The sequence below is a fragment of the Larsenimonas suaedae genome (assembly GCF_023712105.1).
GTDB classification, from domain to species: Bacteria; Pseudomonadota; Gammaproteobacteria; order Pseudomonadales; family Halomonadaceae; genus Larsenimonas; species Larsenimonas suaedae.
In genome coordinates this window covers 575,654-593,086 of the sequence record NZ_JAMLJI010000002.1, presented here as the reverse complement: position 1 = coordinate 593,086, position 17,433 = coordinate 575,654, and the positions used below count along the sequence as shown (strand labels likewise).

Annotated in this window: 17 protein-coding genes; 7 read left to right on the top strand and 10 right to left on the bottom strand. The window is 63.1% G+C overall.

The window, feature by feature from the left end:
• Nucleotides 1–57: 57 nt before the first annotated feature.
• Nucleotides 58–1,491: a TolC family outer membrane protein gene (locus NAT49_RS08610; protein ID WP_251593237.1), complete on the bottom strand. Its 1,434-nt coding sequence runs from the start codon at nucleotides 1,489–1,491 to the stop codon at nucleotides 58–60.
• Between the two features lie 296 nt (nucleotides 1,492–1,787).
• Here NAT49_RS08610 and NAT49_RS08605 point away from each other — a divergent pair, with 296 nt between their 5' ends.
• Nucleotides 1,788–3,185: an NAD(P)/FAD-dependent oxidoreductase gene (locus NAT49_RS08605; RefSeq protein WP_251593235.1), complete on the top strand. Its 1,398-nt coding sequence runs from the start codon at nucleotides 1,788–1,790 to the stop codon at nucleotides 3,183–3,185.
• A gap of 108 nt (nucleotides 3,186–3,293) precedes the next feature.
• On the opposite strand, the gene NAT49_RS08600 is transcribed toward NAT49_RS08605, so the two are convergent.
• The 6 genes from NAT49_RS08600 to NAT49_RS08575 form a co-directional block, all read right to left on the bottom strand.
• Nucleotides 3,294–4,049, bottom strand: coding sequence for an ABC transporter ATP-binding protein (locus NAT49_RS08600; RefSeq protein WP_251593234.1), 756 nt, complete (start codon nucleotides 4,047–4,049; stop codon nucleotides 3,294–3,296).
• Complete coding sequence (locus tag NAT49_RS08595) at nucleotides 4,043–5,104, bottom strand: FecCD family ABC transporter permease (protein WP_251593233.1); 1,062 nt, start codon at nucleotides 5,102–5,104, stop codon at nucleotides 4,043–4,045. The genes NAT49_RS08600 and NAT49_RS08595 overlap by 7 nt, the downstream gene beginning before the upstream one ends.
• A gap of 17 nt (nucleotides 5,105–5,121) precedes the next feature.
• The gene (locus NAT49_RS08590) at nucleotides 5,122–6,252 is read right to left on the bottom strand and encodes an ABC transporter substrate-binding protein (protein ID WP_251593232.1); all 1,131 of its coding nucleotides are present in this window, start codon (nucleotides 6,250–6,252) and stop codon (nucleotides 5,122–5,124) included.
• Nucleotides 6,253–6,488: 236 nt separating this feature from the next.
• Nucleotides 6,489–7,139: a tellurite resistance TerB family protein gene (locus NAT49_RS08585; RefSeq protein WP_251593231.1), complete on the bottom strand. Its 651-nt coding sequence runs from the start codon at nucleotides 7,137–7,139 to the stop codon at nucleotides 6,489–6,491.
• Nucleotides 7,140–7,255: 116 nt separating this feature from the next.
• Entirely contained in the window at nucleotides 7,256–8,572 is a 1,317-nt protein-coding gene (locus NAT49_RS08580; protein WP_251593230.1) for an MFS transporter, read from the bottom strand.
• Nucleotides 8,573–8,755: 183 nt separating this feature from the next.
• Complete coding sequence (locus NAT49_RS08575; protein ID WP_251593228.1) at nucleotides 8,756–9,739, bottom strand: aldo/keto reductase; 984 nt, start codon at nucleotides 9,737–9,739, stop codon at nucleotides 8,756–8,758.
• Between the two features lie 78 nt (nucleotides 9,740–9,817).
• Between NAT49_RS08575 and NAT49_RS08570 the strand changes: the two genes are divergently transcribed.
• Nucleotides 9,818–10,774 carry a LysR family transcriptional regulator gene (locus NAT49_RS08570; protein ID WP_251593223.1) on the top strand — a complete coding sequence of 319 codons (957 nt, stop codon included), beginning with the start codon at nucleotides 9,818–9,820 and terminating at the stop codon, nucleotides 10,772–10,774.
• 24 nt (nucleotides 10,775–10,798) lie between these two features.
• Here the strand turns inward: NAT49_RS08570 and NAT49_RS08565 are convergent, their stop codons facing one another.
• Together NAT49_RS08565 and NAT49_RS08560 are read right to left on the bottom strand one after the other, a co-directional pair.
• The gene (locus NAT49_RS08565) at nucleotides 10,799–11,563 is read right to left on the bottom strand and encodes a TraX family protein (RefSeq protein ID WP_251593222.1); all 765 of its coding nucleotides are present in this window, start codon (nucleotides 11,561–11,563) and stop codon (nucleotides 10,799–10,801) included.
• 283 nt (nucleotides 11,564–11,846) lie between these two features.
• Entirely contained in the window at nucleotides 11,847–12,005 is a 159-nt protein-coding gene (locus tag NAT49_RS08560; protein WP_251593221.1) for a hypothetical protein, read from the bottom strand.
• Nucleotides 12,006–12,324: 319 nt separating this feature from the next.
• Here NAT49_RS08560 and NAT49_RS08555 point away from each other — a divergent pair, with 319 nt between their 5' ends.
• Both NAT49_RS08555 and NAT49_RS08550 read left to right on the top strand, forming a co-directional pair.
• On the top strand, nucleotides 12,325–12,660 hold the full coding sequence (locus tag NAT49_RS08555) for a cupin domain-containing protein (protein WP_251593220.1): 336 nt from the start codon (nucleotides 12,325–12,327) through the stop codon (nucleotides 12,658–12,660).
• Between the two features lie 155 nt (nucleotides 12,661–12,815).
• Nucleotides 12,816–14,426 carry an inorganic phosphate transporter gene (locus NAT49_RS08550; RefSeq protein ID WP_251593219.1) on the top strand — a complete coding sequence of 537 codons (1,611 nt, stop codon included), beginning with the start codon at nucleotides 12,816–12,818 and terminating at the stop codon, nucleotides 14,424–14,426.
• A 65-nt stretch (nucleotides 14,427–14,491) separates the two neighbouring features.
• Here NAT49_RS08550 and NAT49_RS08545 read toward each other — a convergent pair whose 3' ends face one another.
• A complete protein-coding gene (locus NAT49_RS08545; protein ID WP_251593212.1) occupies nucleotides 14,492–14,842 on the bottom strand; it encodes a hypothetical protein in 351 nt (116 codons plus the stop codon).
• Between the two features lie 310 nt (nucleotides 14,843–15,152).
• Between NAT49_RS08545 and NAT49_RS08540 the strand changes: the two genes are divergently transcribed.
• From NAT49_RS08540 to NAT49_RS08530, 3 genes are all read left to right on the top strand, one after another.
• Entirely contained in the window at nucleotides 15,153–15,605 is a 453-nt protein-coding gene (locus NAT49_RS08540) for a nucleotide triphosphate diphosphatase NUDT15 (RefSeq protein ID WP_251593210.1), read from the top strand.
• Between the two features lie 37 nt (nucleotides 15,606–15,642).
• A complete protein-coding gene (locus tag NAT49_RS08535; protein WP_251593208.1) occupies nucleotides 15,643–16,605 on the top strand; it encodes a threo-3-hydroxy-L-aspartate ammonia-lyase in 963 nt (320 codons plus the stop codon).
• Nucleotides 16,606–16,684: 79 nt separating this feature from the next.
• The gene (locus NAT49_RS08530; RefSeq protein WP_251593207.1) at nucleotides 16,685–17,368 is read left to right on the top strand and encodes a glutathione S-transferase family protein; all 684 of its coding nucleotides are present in this window, start codon (nucleotides 16,685–16,687) and stop codon (nucleotides 17,366–17,368) included.
• The last annotated feature ends 65 nt before the right edge of the window (nucleotides 17,369–17,433 follow it).

The window sequence follows — 17,433 nt, the reverse complement described above, 5'->3', positions numbered from 1 at the left end:
GGTCGAACACTCAGGCTGTCAAAGGGCGCTCTACCGGACCAAGAAGGCTTATCCGGCCTAAGTTCTATCCGGCGCCGGACCGGTAATACGCTCGAGCAGAGCCATGACGTCTCTTAGCGCGTGCGTGTCGAGGGCGCCGGTGGCCGCAGCCAAATTCAGCCGATCCATCACGAGCTGACGCACGCCGTCGACGTACTGAATACGCTGGTCAAAGAGCGTTGCCCGCGCGTCGAGCACATCGACCAGGTCTCGAATGCCGAGCGCTGCGCCCTTGTCGGCGGCTTCCAGATAGGTGCGGCTCGAGGTGATCGAGCGCGCCAGCGCGCGCAGGCGCTGGGCGTCGGTATCAAGGCGTCGGTGGTACTGAACGAGTTGCTCGTAGGCCGTGCGCCGGGCGTTGCCGAGCTCGGCCTGGCTTGCGCGCTGGCGCAGCTCGCCCTGGCGAATGTCGGCCTGGGTGTAGCCGCCCATGAACAGGTTGAGATTGGCCTGAACGGAGGCGCTCTTGTCGGTGCTGTCGCGGTAGGGGTCGTCGCTGTCCCGGTTCTGATAGCTCAGATTCAGGGACACTTCGGGGTAGTAGCTGGCCTCACGCACGTGGGTGTCCTTGCGTGCGACCTGCTGGTTCTTCTGCGCGAGCCGGACGTCGGCGTTGTTCGCGATGCGCTGACTCAACGTCTCGAGTGGCTTGGGGGCGGGAAGGTCGAGCGAGGTGATGTCCTTGAGCGCGACCCGGTCAAAGTCGGGACGCACGCCGGTCAAACGCGTTAAATGACTCAAGGCGTCATCGAGGTCGTTGTGGCCTTCGGCCTGATCGGCGCGGGTTTGATCAAGGCTTGCCTGTGCGGCCAGCAGGTCGATCCGGTCGCCGATGCCGAGCTCGAACGCGCGCTTGGCCTGGCGAACCTGAAGCGTCAGCGCCCGCGTCTTGGCCTTAAGAAGCTCGATGCGCCGGGAGGCGTAGAAGGCGTTCATGTAGGTCTTGGCCAGTTCGAGCGCCAGGTCGCGCTCGGCCACGGCAATCTCCTCAAGCGCGGCCTGACGGATCGCCCTGGCCTTGTCGAGCTTGCGAAAGCGTTCCATCGAAAACAGCGGCTGAGTGAGCTGAAGTCGTCGGGTCTGGTCGGTGGAATAGCCTGCACAGCGCTGGGCGTAGTCTTCGCCGCCGGCCGGCTCGCCGGTGTCGGGGTTGTTGATGCAAGCGGTGAGGTCGCCGTCGGTGTAGATGTTGTCGCTTTCGGTGTAGCTGTAGCCGTAGGAGGCATCGAGTCGCGGCAGGAGTCCGGCGCGGGCCTTGGGCACTTCCTCCCCCCGGGCCCGGGCCTCGAGGCGTGTACTCGAGAGTACCGCGTCGTGTGCGAGCGCTTCAGCAAACAGCGCTGGCAGTGAAGGTAGCCGCTCGGCGCCGGCCGCTGTCTCGGCATGAAGTGTGGAAGCGATCAAGGCCACTGTACAGGCAAGGGTGGTCGGCCAAACGAGGCTAGGGGTCATCGGTCCTCTCTATGCAGGGGAGGTGATTCTGTGTAGGGGCGGTGATGTCGCGACCGTCCGCTGGATCGACCGAACGCTGGATCTCAGGCGAAGCATGACCGGTGAGCGTATGACCGGCAACAGACCATGGTCGGGTGCACTTCCTCATGGCTTCCAGGGCGACCATGGGGCGGTACGAAGATAGGCTCTGACACCTATCCCTCTTATAGCCATGAGCGCCCGGACGGCCAAGCTTTTACTGCATCGCCAATCTTGGATGCAGTAGAGTAGGTGGTTAACCCGCTGGAGTCTTTTCGATGTCTCACCCCTGTTACTGGCACGACAGCCTGCCCACGCCGCCAGTGCGCTACCCGACGCTTTCGCGCGATCACGACGCTGATGTGGCGATCGTCGGCGCCGGTTTTACCGGGCTCTGGTCGGCGTACTACCTCAACCAGCTCGTGCCGTCGCTCAAGATCGTGGTGCTCGAGGCCGAGCGGCTCGGGTTCGGCGCGTCCGGGCGCAATGGCGGGTGGCTTGTGGGCAGCATGGCGGGGCTCGACCGCTACATCGATCACTGGCCCGAGCACCAGCGCCGAGGGGTGTGTGATCTGCTGTGCCACAACGTCGATGACATTGGCTCGGTGCTGGCCCGCGAGGGAATCGACGCCGACTACCACAAGGGCGGGGCGGTGTACGTGGCGGCGCGTTACAAGGCGCAGGAGCGGGTGCAGCGGGAGTACCTCGAGCACCTTCATCACATCGGGTTTCGTGAGGCGGACTGCAAGTGGCTCTCGCCCGAGGCAATGGACCGCATCGCTCGCTTCCGAGACCAGCGCGGCGGCATTCTCCAACGTCAGGTGGCGACCTTTCATCCGATGAAGCTGCTGCAGGGGCTGGCCGCACGGCTTGCCGAGCGCGGGGTCGAGATCGTCGAGCGCAGCCCGGTGGAGGCGATCGAACCCGGCGTCGTTCGAACGGCCACGGGCCGCGTCCGCGCGCGCCACATCATCGCCGCTACCGAAGGCTATACCCGCCATCTTGGCCTCAAGCGTCGGATTCTGCCGATCGAGAGCATGCTGATCGCCACCGAGCCGCTCGATGAGGCGCAGTGGGGGGAGATCGGCCTCAACGCGCGCCACGCCTTCGGCGATGCCAGTCGACTGGTGACCTACGGCCAGCGAAGCCGTGACGATCGGCTCATCTTCGGCGCCCAGGGCTATTACCACTTCGGCGGGCCGCCCCGTCAGTCGTTCGAGATAACCGACCGCCACATGAAAATGCGACAGGGGCTTTTGAAGGCGCTGTTTCCGGGGCTTGGTGATGTGCGCGTGACCCATGGCTGGGGCGGTACGCTCGGGCTTTCACGTCATTTTCGCCCGCATGTAATTCGAGACGCCGCAACCGGCATTGCCACCGCTGGCGGTTACGCCGGTGAAGGCGCGGCGATGGCGCACATCATGGGTCAGACACTTGCCGAGCTGATCACCGAGCAGGGCAGCAAGCGCACCGCCATGCCGTGGGTGCACGCCAATGCCCGCCACGAAGACATCTTGAAGCGCTGGGAAATGGAGCCGTTCCGGTGGCTGTCGGCGCAGGTCGTGGCAGCAAGCTATGGGCTCGAGGAGTCTCTGATGCAGCACGACTTGAACGTGCCGGGGCTGAGCCCGGCGCTCAACGCGGTCAACAACGCCGTCTCACGGATGGTGGAGTAGGGCGCGGGGCTTGCAAGGCCGAGCGGGAGGTTGCTCGGCCATGAAGGTGTGGCGCGGGTCCTGGTAGATCGTGTCGTTAGTAGGTCGGGGCGCTAGTTGGTCGTGGCATTAGTAGATCGGGGCGTTTAGAACGACCTGAGGCCGGTTGAGCGAGTTGAGCTCGACGTGGCCATCGACCCGATAAACTTCTCGGAGCAGGTGCTGATCGATGGTGTCGTTGCAGCTGCCGAAGCGGTGCATGCGCCCGTTGGCGATCACCAGAGCGTGGTCGCAGTAACCGAGCGCGTGGTTGAGATCGTGCAGTGCGATCATCACGATCATCTGACGCTCGTCGGCCAGCGAGCGCACCAGCCCCAGCACTTCCATCTGCCGGTGCAGGTCGAGCGCCGAGGTCGGCTCATCCATCAACAGAATATGCGGGCGACGAATCAGACTCTGGGCAATGCCCACGAGCTGACGCTGGCCGCCGCTGAGTTCGCTTAGATAGCGCGAGGCCAGCTCGGTAATGCGAAGCGCGGCCAAAAGCGAATCGATGTCTCTGAGTTCCTCTTCCGAGACCTTGAGTGAGCGCCCCTGCTTTGCGGCGAGCACCACCGATTCGAACACGGTCAGCACGGCGGTGGCGTTGGTGTCCTGCGGCAGGTAGGCCAGTGCCTGTTCGCCGCTCGGTACGCCCTCGATGTGCACCTCACCCGGGCCTGAGGCCATGCCGGCGATTCGGCGAAAGAGGCTCGACTTGCCGGCGGCGTTGGGGCCGATTACGGCGGTCATGGTGCCGGCGGTAATGGTCGGCGTGGTGACGTCGGCCAAAACCTGTTTGCGGCCGTAGCGCGTACCCACCCCCTCGAGCGTGAGGCTTACCATGAGTTACGTCTCCGGCTTGAAAAGATCAGTGAGAAGAAAAACGGTACGCCGACCAGCGCGGTCGCGACCCCAATCGGCAAAATGGCGCCGGGGATCAGGAGCTTGCTGAGCACCGAGGTGGCCGAGAGCAACAGCGCCCCGCACAGAATCGATGCCGGCATGAAAAAGCGTTGATCTTCCCCGACCAGCATGCGGGCAATATGAGGCCCGACGAGCCCGATAAACCCGATGCTGCCGACGAAGGAAACCGGGATGGCGGCAAGTAGACTGACCAGAATCAGGGTGGTCAGGCGCAGGCGTTTCACGTTGACGCCAAGGCTTTCGGCCTTGGCGTCGCCCAGGCGCAGGGCGGTCAGCGACCAGGCCTGTCGAATGAACAGGGGCACGGTCGCGGCCAGCACGGCCGCCGTGACCGCGACCTTGGTCCAGGTCGCCTTGACCAGGCTCCCCATGGTCCAGAACACCACCGCCGACAGCGCCTGCTCGCTTGCCAGATACTGGAGCAGCGCCTGAAGGGCGTTGAAGGTGAACACCAGCGCGATGCCGAGCAGCACGATGGTTTCGACCGTCACGCCGCGCATGCGGCTGAAGAAATAGATCACGCCGGCGGCAAGCATCGCCATCACGAACGCATTGAGCGGAATCACGAATGCGGACACGAACGGCACCAGCGCCACACCGAACACCAGCGCAAGCGCGGCGCCAAAGCCGGCCGCCGCCGAGATGCCGAGGGTGAAGGGGCTTGCCAGCGGGTTGGCCAGAATCGTTTGCATCTGGGCGCCCGCAACCGACAGCGACGCCCCGACGGTCAAGGCCATCAGCGCCACCGGCATGCGAATCTCCCAAAGGATCACACGCATCTTGGTGTCTGCGTTCTCCGGGGAGAACAGCGTGGCAATGACGTCGGTCACCGGGTAGTTGTAGGGCCCGGTGGCCAGATCCACGGCGAACGAGATCAGAACGGCCACGGCAAGCCCGACCAGAATCAGCACGCGCCGGCCGACGCTTGCGCGGTAATCCTGGCTGGCTGACGCGATGGGAGAGACGTCGTTCACAGCGACCCCTTCAGCACTCATTGGGTTTCGTTGTCAGTAGTGGACAGGAAGTAGCCCGGCGCGTAGTCGATCGGCAGGAAGCGCTCATGCAGCTCACGCATGGTGGCACTGGGGTCGATGTCCTTGAAAAGCTCCGGATGAATCCACTTGGCGATCTGCTCGATGGCCGCGAACTGATAGGGACTGTTGTAGAACTGGTGCCAGATGGCGTGTGTATGGCCTTCCGTCACGGCGTCGGCCTGGGCAAGCGCCGGGCGTTTCAGCAGGCTTTCAAGACGGCTCAGCGCTTCGGTCTGGTCGCTGTTGGGGCCCATGGGAATCCACTGGCCGCCCGGCATGTAACCGCTCCACTCACCGCCTGTCGCGATGTACTGAGACGGGTTGGAGGCGATGATCTGTTCGGGGTTCAGCGTGCCGAAGGTGCCCGGAATGATGTCGCCTGCGATGTTGTGGCCGCCGGCAAGCTCGACCATTTCACCGAAGTTGGCGTTGCCGAAGGACATGCAGCACTCTTCGGTGTAGCCGGCCGCGCGCTCGATGAAGACGTCAGGGCGCTTGGGCGAGGCGTCCTCGATGCGCTGCGTCACGGTGTCCAGGTGCTTCTGGCGGAAATCGAGAAACGCCTGGGCGTTTTTCTGCTCACCGGTAAGCTCGCCCAGGATGTTCATGCTGGGTTCGGTATTGACCATCGGGTGGGCGCGAAAATCGACGTAGACGACCGGAATGCCGACCGCGGCAAGTTTCTTGTCAAGGCCTGAATCTTCGGTGGCCTGCTGGGCCTCGATGTTCATCACGACCACGTCGGGGTCGAGGGTGACGGCCTGCTCGATGTCAAAGGTGCCTTCCTTGAAGCCGCCAAAGGTCGGGATCTTGGTGATCTCGGGGTAGCGTTTCTTGTAGAGCGCCCAGGAACCCGGGTCGGCCTTTTCAAGGTCGTCGCGCCAGCCCACCACTCGCTTGAACGGGTTGTCCTGGTCAAGCATCGCAAGGGCGTAGGTCATGCGGCCTTCGCCAAGAATCAGACGCTCGACAGGGGCATTGACGGTAACGTCACGACCTGCGACATCGTGAATAACGACTTCTTCACCGGCAAACGCGCTCGTTGCGCTCACCCACACCAGCAGTGCCGTGACAATTCGACGAACCATGAAACCCGCTTCCTAAGTAGTGGTATTGAAAAAAGCCTGTTTTTGGACAGGTTATTATTTGCGACATCGTTTCAGTTGTAAATCCGTCTTTTTTATATCGTTGGCGCGTAATCTATCCGAGAAATGCGGCCATATGAATCGATAACGCTTGAGTGTCGAACGAGCTTCATGGAGGGGCCAGACACAACAACGCCGCCCGGGCGGCGGCGTTGTCGGTGTTCGGTCGGGCCGTGCGGTCAGTCGGCACGCGCCTCGCGCTCAAGCGTCTGGCACACCGCGTCATCGAGCGACAGGGCCGTGCGCAGCTGATCGAGCCAGGCGCGCTCCATGGCATTTTGTTCATCGATGATGGCAACGCTCGCCAGATAGACCTCGCGCGCGGCCTGGGGGGAGTCGACGTCCTGCGCCAGCGCATCGGCATCGAGGGGAGCTGACATCTGCTGTTCAACCCAGGCGTGCAGCTCATCGTCGGCGCCGAGGGCATCGATCTGCTCGGTCAGTGCGGCGCGCTCCTCGGCGTCGATGTGGCCATCGGCGCGGGCCGCCGCGATCATCGCTTTCAGGATCACCCGACTCCGGCGCTCCTGCTCGTTATCGCCTAGTTGCTCGAGCGGTTGTCCTTCGCGTTCGGTACTGGCTGTATCGCCTGAGCTCTGGTGCGCCTGCCACGCCTTCCAGGCCAATGCCCCGAGCCCCGCGAGCGCCCCGTACTTGAGGCCCTTGCCCGCCATGCTGCGCCCGCGCTTGCTGCCGATCAGCATGCCAAGCGCGCCGCTTCCCACCAGTGACGAGACATCAAACCCGCTCTTCTTGCCGGCGCTCGAGGAGGAGGACGTGTGCTTGCTGGCCTGTTTCATCAACTGCGAAAGAATTTTCTGTGCGTTCATAAAGGCTCCTGACGGTTGAGCAAGGGTACGCATCCACCATAGATCATGCGGCGGCGCCCGCATTGGCCGGGGCTTAAGTCACGCCGGGTGTAACGTCATGTCAGGCCCATGCCTGTTCATTCTTTCGAACGCGAGGGCTCGGCGGAGTCGGGTTCCGGCGGCTCGTCGTCGGCGTGGACGGCCTCAGCGTGTTCCGCGGCCCAGGCGCCGGCCGCTTCAACCGCAACCGGCGAGGCGGTTGGCACCACGCCGATGTAGCTTTCGCCCTCGCCTGGATGGTGATGCGCGGTCTCGGATGTGCGAACGAACAGCGTCGCGTACAGGGCGTAGGCGGCGATGGCTAGAAACGTCACGCCGAGCACCGGCCAGAACGCGAACGGGCCGAACGATTCCATCGCCCAGCCGGTAACCAGCGGCCCTGCAATGGCGCCAAGCCCGAAGGTGAACACCAGCCCGCCGGACGCCGCTGGCATGTCTTCAGGGGCCAGTGAGTCGTTGGTGTAGGCCAGAAAAAGCGCGTACAGCGGCGTGGTCACGCCGCCGGCCAAAAAGGCCGCGCCCATCAAGAACCAGAGCGCGCCGCCGACGAACCAGGCAAGCGTGCAGGCAATCGCCCCCAGACACGCCGCGCCGAAGATCAGCGTGCGGCGATCCATACGGTCGGACATCCAGCCAATCGGGTATTGAAGCACCAGGGCGCCGGCAAACAGCATGGCGACGAACAGCGCGATCTGCGCGGCACTCAATCCGATCTGGGTGCCGAAGACTGCGCCCATGCCGGCCTGGGTCGCGTAGATGCTGCCGAGAAGAAAAATGCCGAGCGTGCCGAGCGGAGAGCCGGCAAAGAGCTTCTTGAGCGACATGGGCGGCGCGACGTTGGCAACCGGCACGGGCGAGACGGACAGGAGAATCGGCGCAAACGAGATGGACACCAGAATCGAGGCGCCGATGAACAGGGCCGAGGTGGCGGCGTCCCCCAGCGATAAAAGCCCCTGCGCGCCGATGATGCCAAGGGTCTGGGCGATCATGTAGGCCGACAGCACCTTGCCGCGGGTTTCGTTGGTCGAGGCGTCGTTCAGCCAGCTTTCGGCCACCACGTAGATGCCGGACATGCAAAAGCCGATCAGGATGCGAAGTGCTGTCCACGCCCAGGGGTCGGTCAGAAGCGGAAAGGAGATCAGCCCGGCCGACATGAAGCTTCCAAGCGCTGCGAACACGCGCACGTGGCCAACCCGTCGAATCAGAAGGGGCGTGAAGCGGGCGCCGGACAGAAAGCCCATGAAGTAGCCCGAGGTCACCACCGCAAGCTCCGTCGAGGAAAAGCCCTCGATGCCACCGCGCAGGCCGATCAGCGTGAAATGCATGCCGTTGCCGAGCATGATGAGCACGATCCCGAGCAGCAGTGCCCAGACCTGAGTCAGCATCTTGATCATTGAGTGTCCTTGTGGCGGTGAAGGTGGCGGTGGCGCGTGAGCGCGTTCAGATTTTTCGAATCTGACGCAAAAGCGCGACACGCTCAATGGCTTCATGCACCCCCGCCCCTAAAGGATGAGATCACCGCGTTGATCGCAGCGATGCGCGTTCACGCTGTCCCCAACGTCTGATCGAAAAGGGGGTTAGGCGTTGACCCCTTTCATGCCTTCCTCCGTGTAGCGCGCCCCATCGATTCGACACTCGGCCAGCGCGCGTTCAAGGGCATCGCGCTCGGCGTGAGCGAGGTGTATGTCGGTCGCGGCGGCGTTGTCATCGAGGTAGCGGGTCTGCCGTGTGCCTGGAATCGGCACGATGTCCGGCCCCTGGGCCAGAAGCCAGGCGAGCGCGAGCTGGGCGGGCGTACAGCCCTTTCGGTGCGCGTGCTCGATCACGACCTCGGCCAGGCGGCGGTTGGTCTCGAGCGCCTGTTCTGAAAAGCGCGGTAGATTCGCCCTGAAATCATCGGCATCGAAGGCGTCACGGCGTTGAAAGCGCCCGGTCAGAAAACCGCGCCCGAGCGGTGAATACGGCACGAAGCCGACTCCCAACTCGCGACAGGTCGGCAGAATGTCGGCCTCGACCTCGCGGCTCCAGAGCGAGTATTCGGTCTGTACCGCCGTGACCGGGTGAACCGCGTGAGCGCGGCGAAGGGTCTCGGCGCTGACTTCGCACAACCCGATGCGGGCGATCTTGCCCTCTGCCACCAGCCCGGCCAATGCCTCCATGGTGGTTTCGATCGGGGTATCGGGCGCAACGCGATGCGCGTAGTAAAGATCGATCTGTTCGATGCCAAGCCGCTTGAGCGAGTCTTCACACGCGGTGCGGATATAGGCGGGGCTGTTGTCCAGGCGTCGCGCGTACTCGCCCGGGTTACGGACGATGCCGAACTTGGTCGCGATCTTGACCCGTCCTGAGTGCGCGCGCAGAAACTGTCCGATCAAACGCTCGTTGTGGTGGGGGCCGTACATGTCGGCGGTGTCGAAAAAATCGAGGCCCTGCTCGACGGCGCGGGCCAGAACCCGCAGTGATTTGCTGTCGTCGCGTGCGCCGTAGAATTCGCTCATCCCCATGCAGCCAAGGCCGATGGCCGAGACCGTGAAGTCCTTACCCAGTGTGTGCGTGTGCATGCCGTGTCTCCATGATGGTCGGTACGCGGCGTAAGGTGACATACTCGGATGTATAAAAAACCGGAGAAAACTCGAACCATGCTTTCCGAAAACGGAAAATGTTCATCGTCACTCGGGAAACATCCAGCGCTGGTCTGGGACGATGTGCGTGTCTTTTTGATGATCGCGCGGCAGGGCACGCTGAGTTCGGCGGCCACCGCCATGGGGCTTGGGGTAGCGACACTCACGCGCCGGCTCGACCGGCTGGAGGCGGCGCTCGGAGTGGCGCTGTTTCTGCGCCAGCAGAGCGGGTATACGCTCGCACCCGAAGGTCATGCGCTTCTTAAGCGAGCCGAAGCCATGGAAGACGCCGCACTGTCGTTTGACGCGTTTCGCGATACCAACGCGCCGCTGTCAGGCGTGGTGCGCGTGGCCACGGCCGAGAACATCGCGCATGAGTGCATCCTGCCGCATTTGCATGCCTTTTATGCGCGTTACCCGAATTTGCGCGTCGAGCTGCTCACGGACGTGTCGTCGGTGAGCGTGCACCGTCACGAGGCGGATCTGGCTATCCGCATGGTGCGACCGGAGCGGGGCAATGTCCGCTTCAAGCGGCTCGCAACGCTCGGGTACGGGCTTTATGCCAGCGCCGAGTACGTGGCTCGGCATTCGATCGATCCGCACTCCGTAACGGTCGATGCGCTGTCGAGCGGGGCGGCTGAGTTCATCGGGTGGTCGGCGGCCTTCGCGCATCTGCCGGCTGCGCAGTGGCTCGAGCGGGCGCTCGAGGGGCGAGCGCCGGTGCTTATGACGACCTCGGTGGCAACACAGATCACCGCCGCCAGGGCGCATCTGGGGTGTGTGGTCGCACCGCATTTTCTGGCACGAGACGCCGGGCTTGTGTGTGTGGCACGCGAGCTTGGCATCGATCAGCCGATCTACCTGGTGATTCAGTCCGACCTGGCCCAGTCCCCGCGCACGCGGGTGCTGGCGGATTTTCTGAGTGAGTGTGTGGCCGCACACGGCGACCGGCTGAGCGGGAAGGCGTTTTCCTGAGCCGTGCCCGCAGAAGGCGCTCGTCTAGGTAAGCGCCTCGAGTGACAGTACAAGGCCAAAAAGCAGCCACAGGTGCGCCGGATAGAAGCTTCGCCACAGCCAGGGCGGCAGACGAGCCCCGCGGGCAAGCCTTGGTACACCGTGCCCTGCACGGGCGGCGATACCCAGAAGCGCCAGTGTGGCGAGCACCGCCGAGGCCGTGCTGAGTGGCGCCTCATTGAGCCGCATCGTAAGCCACAGGACCGGAAGGCTCATAAGTAAGCCTTCGAGGCGGCGGCCTTGGGTCAACAACGCGTACGCGCCCATGAGGGCGGGGATGAGCAAGCCCCCATCAAGGCCGTATTCGATGTGCGCGTCGAGCGCGTAGCCAAGCGTCAGGCCGATGAACCCGAGTGCTATGGCGAGCGTCCGAGCGCGCAGGGTAAGGTCTGGCGTCACGAGCTGCTTCCCGGCCCAGCCAACCATCAGCCCGAGCGTAAGCGTTGTGCACACGTTGAGGCGGATAATGCCCCCGGTATCGATCAGGAGCATGAACGGCACCTGCGCGAGCAGCGCCAAAAACAGAAGGCGCGCCATGTAGCGCAGCGGACGTGTGGTGTCGAACAGGGCGTGCCAGGCGATCATGCCGGCAAACAGGGGAAACGCAAGCCGACCGAGCGTCGCCATCAGCCAGAACGCGGCGTCATGGCCTGACGGGGTCAGGATGAAGCGTGCGAGGTGATCGAGCGTCATCGTAAGCAGGGCGAGCCACTTGGCCCAGTCCGTCCAGTGCGAGGCAGGGGCGATCATTTATGCTCCGAATGGGGGCGTGGAGGGTCATGATGCCTAACCGCGCCCGGAAACGGGAGCGTTTGGGTATGTTGTCGTCAAGAACCGTCGTCAACGGTCGCCGTCAACAGCCGTCGTCAAGAACAGGGTCTTGGATAACCGGGGTGGCGATGTTGGACACGCATGGACTGGCGCAGGCCGTGAATCACGTCATCACAGGTGCCGGCTCAAGAGGCGCGGCGAGGGGCGGGAGGGTACTTCAGTGCAGCCACCGGGCTCCGGAAGAGCCCGGTAACACGGACAGTCAGCAGCTGAAGCTGGGCTCGTAAGAGACGCCTTGCTCGAAAAACTGATTGTGACCGGCGGACGGAATCTGATCATTGCTGAACGCACCTGCGTAAGCGCCGGCACTGACAACGACAGCAACTGCCAGAGTGATGGTGATTGTGAATGCGGATCTCATGAACGAACTCCCTCAAACATTATTTTGATCTGATCTAAAGCCGAAACGGCATAGATATTTTTATTCATATGTAAGTGATTGGCTGTGCCAGATGGCGCAGCGGTCATGTTTATGCGCCTAAAGTTGTATCGTCGAGTTCGGTGAGAACGCGAAGGTGTTCCTTCAGGATCAAAACGGGCCAATAGTCGCACAAGATAGGGCGTGTGGCATGCCTATTTTTCAAGGTCTCAGGGCCTTGATGCCTGTGGCGAGCATCGTTTGGGGCGCGCGCCCTGAAAGGGCATTCAAATAGTGAGACACATGCAACGGAGACTGACCCATGCCTCCTTCCCCGGATACGTTCCTGCTCGATGAAGACCTGCGCCATGGCGTACCCAACTCATCCCTTCCGGTGCTTCACTATCGCCGGGCCTTTGACCCCGGTATGCCTGCGCTGGCCCCTCACATCGAGCGCTGCTTCAAGGCCAACGGCTGGCTGCCGGCCTGGCGCTATGGGCTTTATCCGTTCGATCACTTTCATACCACCGCCCATGAGGCGCTCGGGGTGTATCAAGGCTGGGCGCTGGCCCGTCTTGGCGGCCCTGCCGGAGTGCGCGCCGGTCGGCGGTCTGCTTGGCGCATTGTGGGGTTGCTGACGAGCTTGTGGGGTCGCTGACGAAATTGTGGGGTCGCTGACGAGTCTGTAAGGCACTGATGGCCGTATTCTCTCGATGATCATCGTTTTGTCACCCCCCGCGCTTAGGCTCCGGTTATCCGATGAGCGTCAATGCACTGACGGCTCACGCATGGCCGAGCCAGGGAGGGGCATCAATGAGCGAGGAATCAACAAAGACATCAGGGCGTGCCACGGCGCAGACACTCAGGCAGTCGCCCAGATTGAGCCTGTTCTTTCTTGGGCTGCTGCTCGCGTTTACCGGCTACTTCATGATGTGGGGCGCGGGCTACATTCAGGCTCACCACACCCTGCTTTTTATCGTGACGACGCTTTTTGGCGTGTTCATGGCGTTCAACATCGGCGGCAATGACGTCGCGAACTCGTTTGGCACCAGCGTCGGCGCCGGCACGCTCAGCGTGCATCAGGCCCTGATCGTTGCGGCGATCTTCGAGGTCAGCGGCGCCGTGATCGCAGGCGGCGACGTGACCTCAACCATTCGAGGCGGCATTGTCGAACTGGATGGGCTCTCGGTCACGCCGATGGAGTTCGTCTTTATCATGATGTCGGCGCTGATCGCTGCGGCGCTCTGGCTTCTGTTTGCCTCGCGCAAGGGGTATCCGGTCTCCACCACCCACTCCATCGTCGGCGCCATCATCGGTGGCTCGGTCACACTCGGGCTTGTGAAACACGGCGGCAGCTCGGCGCTTTCTCTGGTGCAGTGGTCGGAGGTGGGGAAGATCGCGTTTTCCTGGGTGCTGTCGCCGGCGCTCGGTGGGGCGGTGGCGTATGGGCTTTTTTCACTGATCAAGCGCCATGTTCTGGCCTACAACGACCGGGTCGAGGCGCGTCTCGATGAGATTCGCGAGGAAAAGCGCGCGCACAAGCATCGCCACCGAGAGGCGTTCGAGCGGCTGAGCGAGCTGCAGCAGATGGCCTATACCCAGGCGCTTGCCCGCGACATGCAGGCAATCGGCGATCAGGACTTTCGCGCCGAAGACCTTGAGTCGGAGTACTACCGCACCCTCTACGCCATCGATCAAAAGCGTGATGACGTCGAGGCCCACCGGGCGCTTGAAACCTGGGTGCCGGCGATTGCCGCGCTTGGTTCGATCATTCTGACCGCCATGCTCTTGTTCAAGGGGTTCAAGAACCTCTCGCTCGGGTTCGATTCGCTCGGAAGCTATCTGATCATGGGCATGGTCGGGGCGGTGGTGTGGATGGCGAGCTTCATCTTTGCCAAGACCCTGAAGCGTGAGGCGCTTGGACGCTCGACCTTTTTGATGTTCAGCTGGATGCAGGTGTTCACCGCCGCAGGCTTTGCCTTCAGCCACGGCTCCAACGACATCGCCAACGCCATTGGCCCGTTTGCCGCCGTGCTTGATGTGCTGCGTACCGGGGCCATCGGCGAGGAGGCAAGCATCCCGCCGCTTGCGATGCTGACCTTTGGCGTGGCCCTGGTCGCCGGGCTCTGGTTCATCGGGCGGGAGGTGATCCAGACCGTTGGTCATAACCTGACCAGGATGCACCCGGCCTCGGGCTTTTCGGCAGAGCTTGCCGCGGCGACCGTGGTGATGCTGGCGACCACACTCGGGCTTCCGGTCTCAAGCACCCATATCCTGATTGGCGCAGTGCTCGGCATCGGGCTGGTCAATCGTCAGACCAACTGGGCGCTGATGCGCCCGATCGCGCTTGCCTGGGTCATCACGCTGCCTGCGGCGGCGGTGCTGGCCGCCGTGGCGTTCATGGCGCTGAGTGCGGTCTTTTAAGATACTGCTCCGCCGGGCTTCCGGGCCGTAACGCCCGGAAGCCGCCTCTGATGCGGTTTAATAATTTAGCCGCCGAGGCCACCCTGTCCGCCATCGCCGCCATCGCCGCCATCGCCGCCATCGCCGCCATCGCCGCCATCGCCGCCATCGCCGCCATCGCCGCCATCGCCGCCGGCACCACCGTCACCCCCGTTGCCGCCGCGTCCGCCCTTGGCCCCATCGGCGCCGTCCTTGCCGGGTCGTCCCGGTAGACCGTGACCGCCGTGGCCGCCGTCTGGGCAGGCGGTGGTGCCGTGCTTGCCATTCTGGCCCGGCTCACCATCGAGGTGATGGCACTCATTCGGTGCGGCGTTGGCGGTCGCTGCCGTGCTCGCCACAAGGGCCAGGATCAAGAGCGTATTCTTGCTCCGGTTCATGATGGCTCTCCTGAACGGGGGATTTATCGAATGCCGTCGAAGGGGGGCGTGGGTACGCTTGGACGGCGCTTGTGTCCATTAATCGCTGTCCACCCGTAAGCTTCCATAAGGTTTTCATTATTTTTTATTGACCAAACCCCGATTCGCGTAACCCGTGAAACTTGGAGCCTCTGACGTGAGCGGTGCCTAAGCCCAGTAATGACGTGTATTTTTGTGTCATCCTCGGCCCGTGTGATCGAGTCGTCTCGACGCCCCGGCCGACGCCGATTAGTATCGGGCCGTGCCTTTTTAATCGCTGTCGGGAGTGTTCATGCCTTCAAAACCCACGTCACGTGTCGGGGTCGGTGTCATCGTTGCACGCGACGACGGCAATATCCTTCTGGGCTATCGCGAGAAGGCCGATGAGCCGTCCTGCTGGTGCCTGCCGGGCGGCCATGTCGACCCTGGAGAAGACTTCGAAACGGCGGCGCGTCGTGAGCTTCACGAGGAAACCGGCATTCGGGCTGACGTGTCTGTTCAGGTGTTTGCACTCTTTCAGGATCTGACGAACCCGGTCACATCAATCACCGCAGGCGCCGAGCTGTCACTGCCGGCGCGCGCCGCCGAGCCTCGTGTCACCGAACCGCACGTGTTTACCTGCTGGCGGTGGTTTTCGCTGGACGCACTGCCCGAACCGCTCTTTCCGGCGGCGGCCGCGATGTTTCGACACTATACCGGCACGCCCCAGTCCAGGGGCTGGGTCGAGTACCCCATTACGTCCTGACCCGTTCGATTTGGCCCACAACCTGAGACTCCCTTCTATGACCGATCTACCCACCTTCGACGATGTGGTGAGCGCCTCGAAACGCATTCAGGGTCATGCCCATCGCACCCCGGTGATGACCTCTTCCACAGTCGATGAGGCGCTGGGCGCGCAGGTCTTTTTCAAGTGCGAGAATTTTCAGCGTATGGGCGCGTTCAAGTTTCGTGGCGCCTTCAATGCGCTGTCGAACTTCAGCCCCGAGCAGAAACGCGCCGGCGTGGTGGCGTTTTCCTCCGGCAACCACGCCCAGGCCATCGCGCTGTCGGCTCGGATTCAGGGCATCCCGGCCACCATCGTCATGCCCGAAGACGCACCCCGAGCCAAGGTCGCGGCCACGAAGGGCTACGGCGGCAATGTGGTGACGTATGACCGCTACACCGAAGACCGCGAAGCCATCGGCCGTGATCTTGCCGAGCGCCATGGCCTTACCCTGATCCCGCCTTATGACCACCCCGATGTGGTGGCAGGCCAGGGCACGGTCGCGAAGGAGCTGTTCGAGGAGGTAGGCCCGCTCGATGCGCTGTTTGTGTGCCTGGGCGGCGGTGGTCTGCTTGCGGGCTCGGCGCTTTCGGCGCGCGCGCTTTCACCGGCGTGCGCGGTCTACGGGGTCGAGCCTGACGCCGGCAACGACGGCCAGCGCTCGTTTCGCGCAGGCGAGATCGTTCATATCGACACGCCCAGAACCATCGCTGACGGCGCCCAGACCCAGCATCTGGGGCAGATCACCTTCCCGATCATTCAGCGCAACGTCGATGACATTCTGACCGCCTCGGACGGGGAGCTTATCGAGTGCATGGCGTTTCTGGCCGAGCGCATGAAGCTGGTGGTTGAACCCACCGGCTGCCTTGGATTTGCCGCCGCCCGGCAGATGAAGGACATGCTTGCCGGCAAACGTGTGGGTGTCATCCTGAGCGGTGGCAACGTCGACATGGCGCGCTTTGCCGAACTTTTGAGCGCCTGATGGCTTCAAAGCGCATGAGGTCGTGAGCGAGCTTTTCGCGCCGAGTTCGTGTTCCGTTTTAACCCCGTGAGGTGTCGCTGTGGCGTATCGGTTGTTTATTGCCAACAAGAACTATTCGTCCTGGTCCATGCGGCCGTGGGTGCTGATGAAGGCGCTCGACGCGCCGTTCGAGGAAACCGTGGTGCCGTTTGACGGTGAGGGCGTGCAAACGGCGTTCGAGGCGTTCTCGCCGACGGCCAAGGTGCCATGCCTGCATGACGGCGATACGGTCATCTGGGACTCTCTGGCGATCATCGAGTACGTCGCCGAGGATCACCCCGCCGTTTGGCCCGGTGAGCGCTGCGCCCGCGCCTGGGCACGCAGCGCAAGCGCTGAAATGCACTCGGGGTTCTCGGCGCTGCGCCATGAGTGCTCGATGAACTGCGCCCTCTCTGTTGAGCTCGGGACGCTGTCTCATGCGCTGGAAAAGGACGTCGAGCGGTTGGAGGCACTCTGGTGCGATGGGCTTGCGCGCTTCGGCGGGCCCTGGCTTGCCGGCGAGCGATTTACGGCGGTCGATGCGATGTTTGCACCCGTTGCGGTCCGCGTCCGAGGCTATGGCCTCGCGCTGAGCGAGCCGGCCTCGATGTACGTACAACGTTTGCTGGCCCACCCGGCGGTTGCCGATTGGATCACCCAGGGCATTGCCGAACCGTGGGTCGATGAACCGCACGAAGCCGACTGCATTCGCCAGCGCACGGTGCTCGAGGATCGCCGGGCGTGAATGAGGGCACCAAGCGAGTTTGGTAGGTCTGCCCTGATGTGAGTTCGACCGTGCGGTCTGTTTGT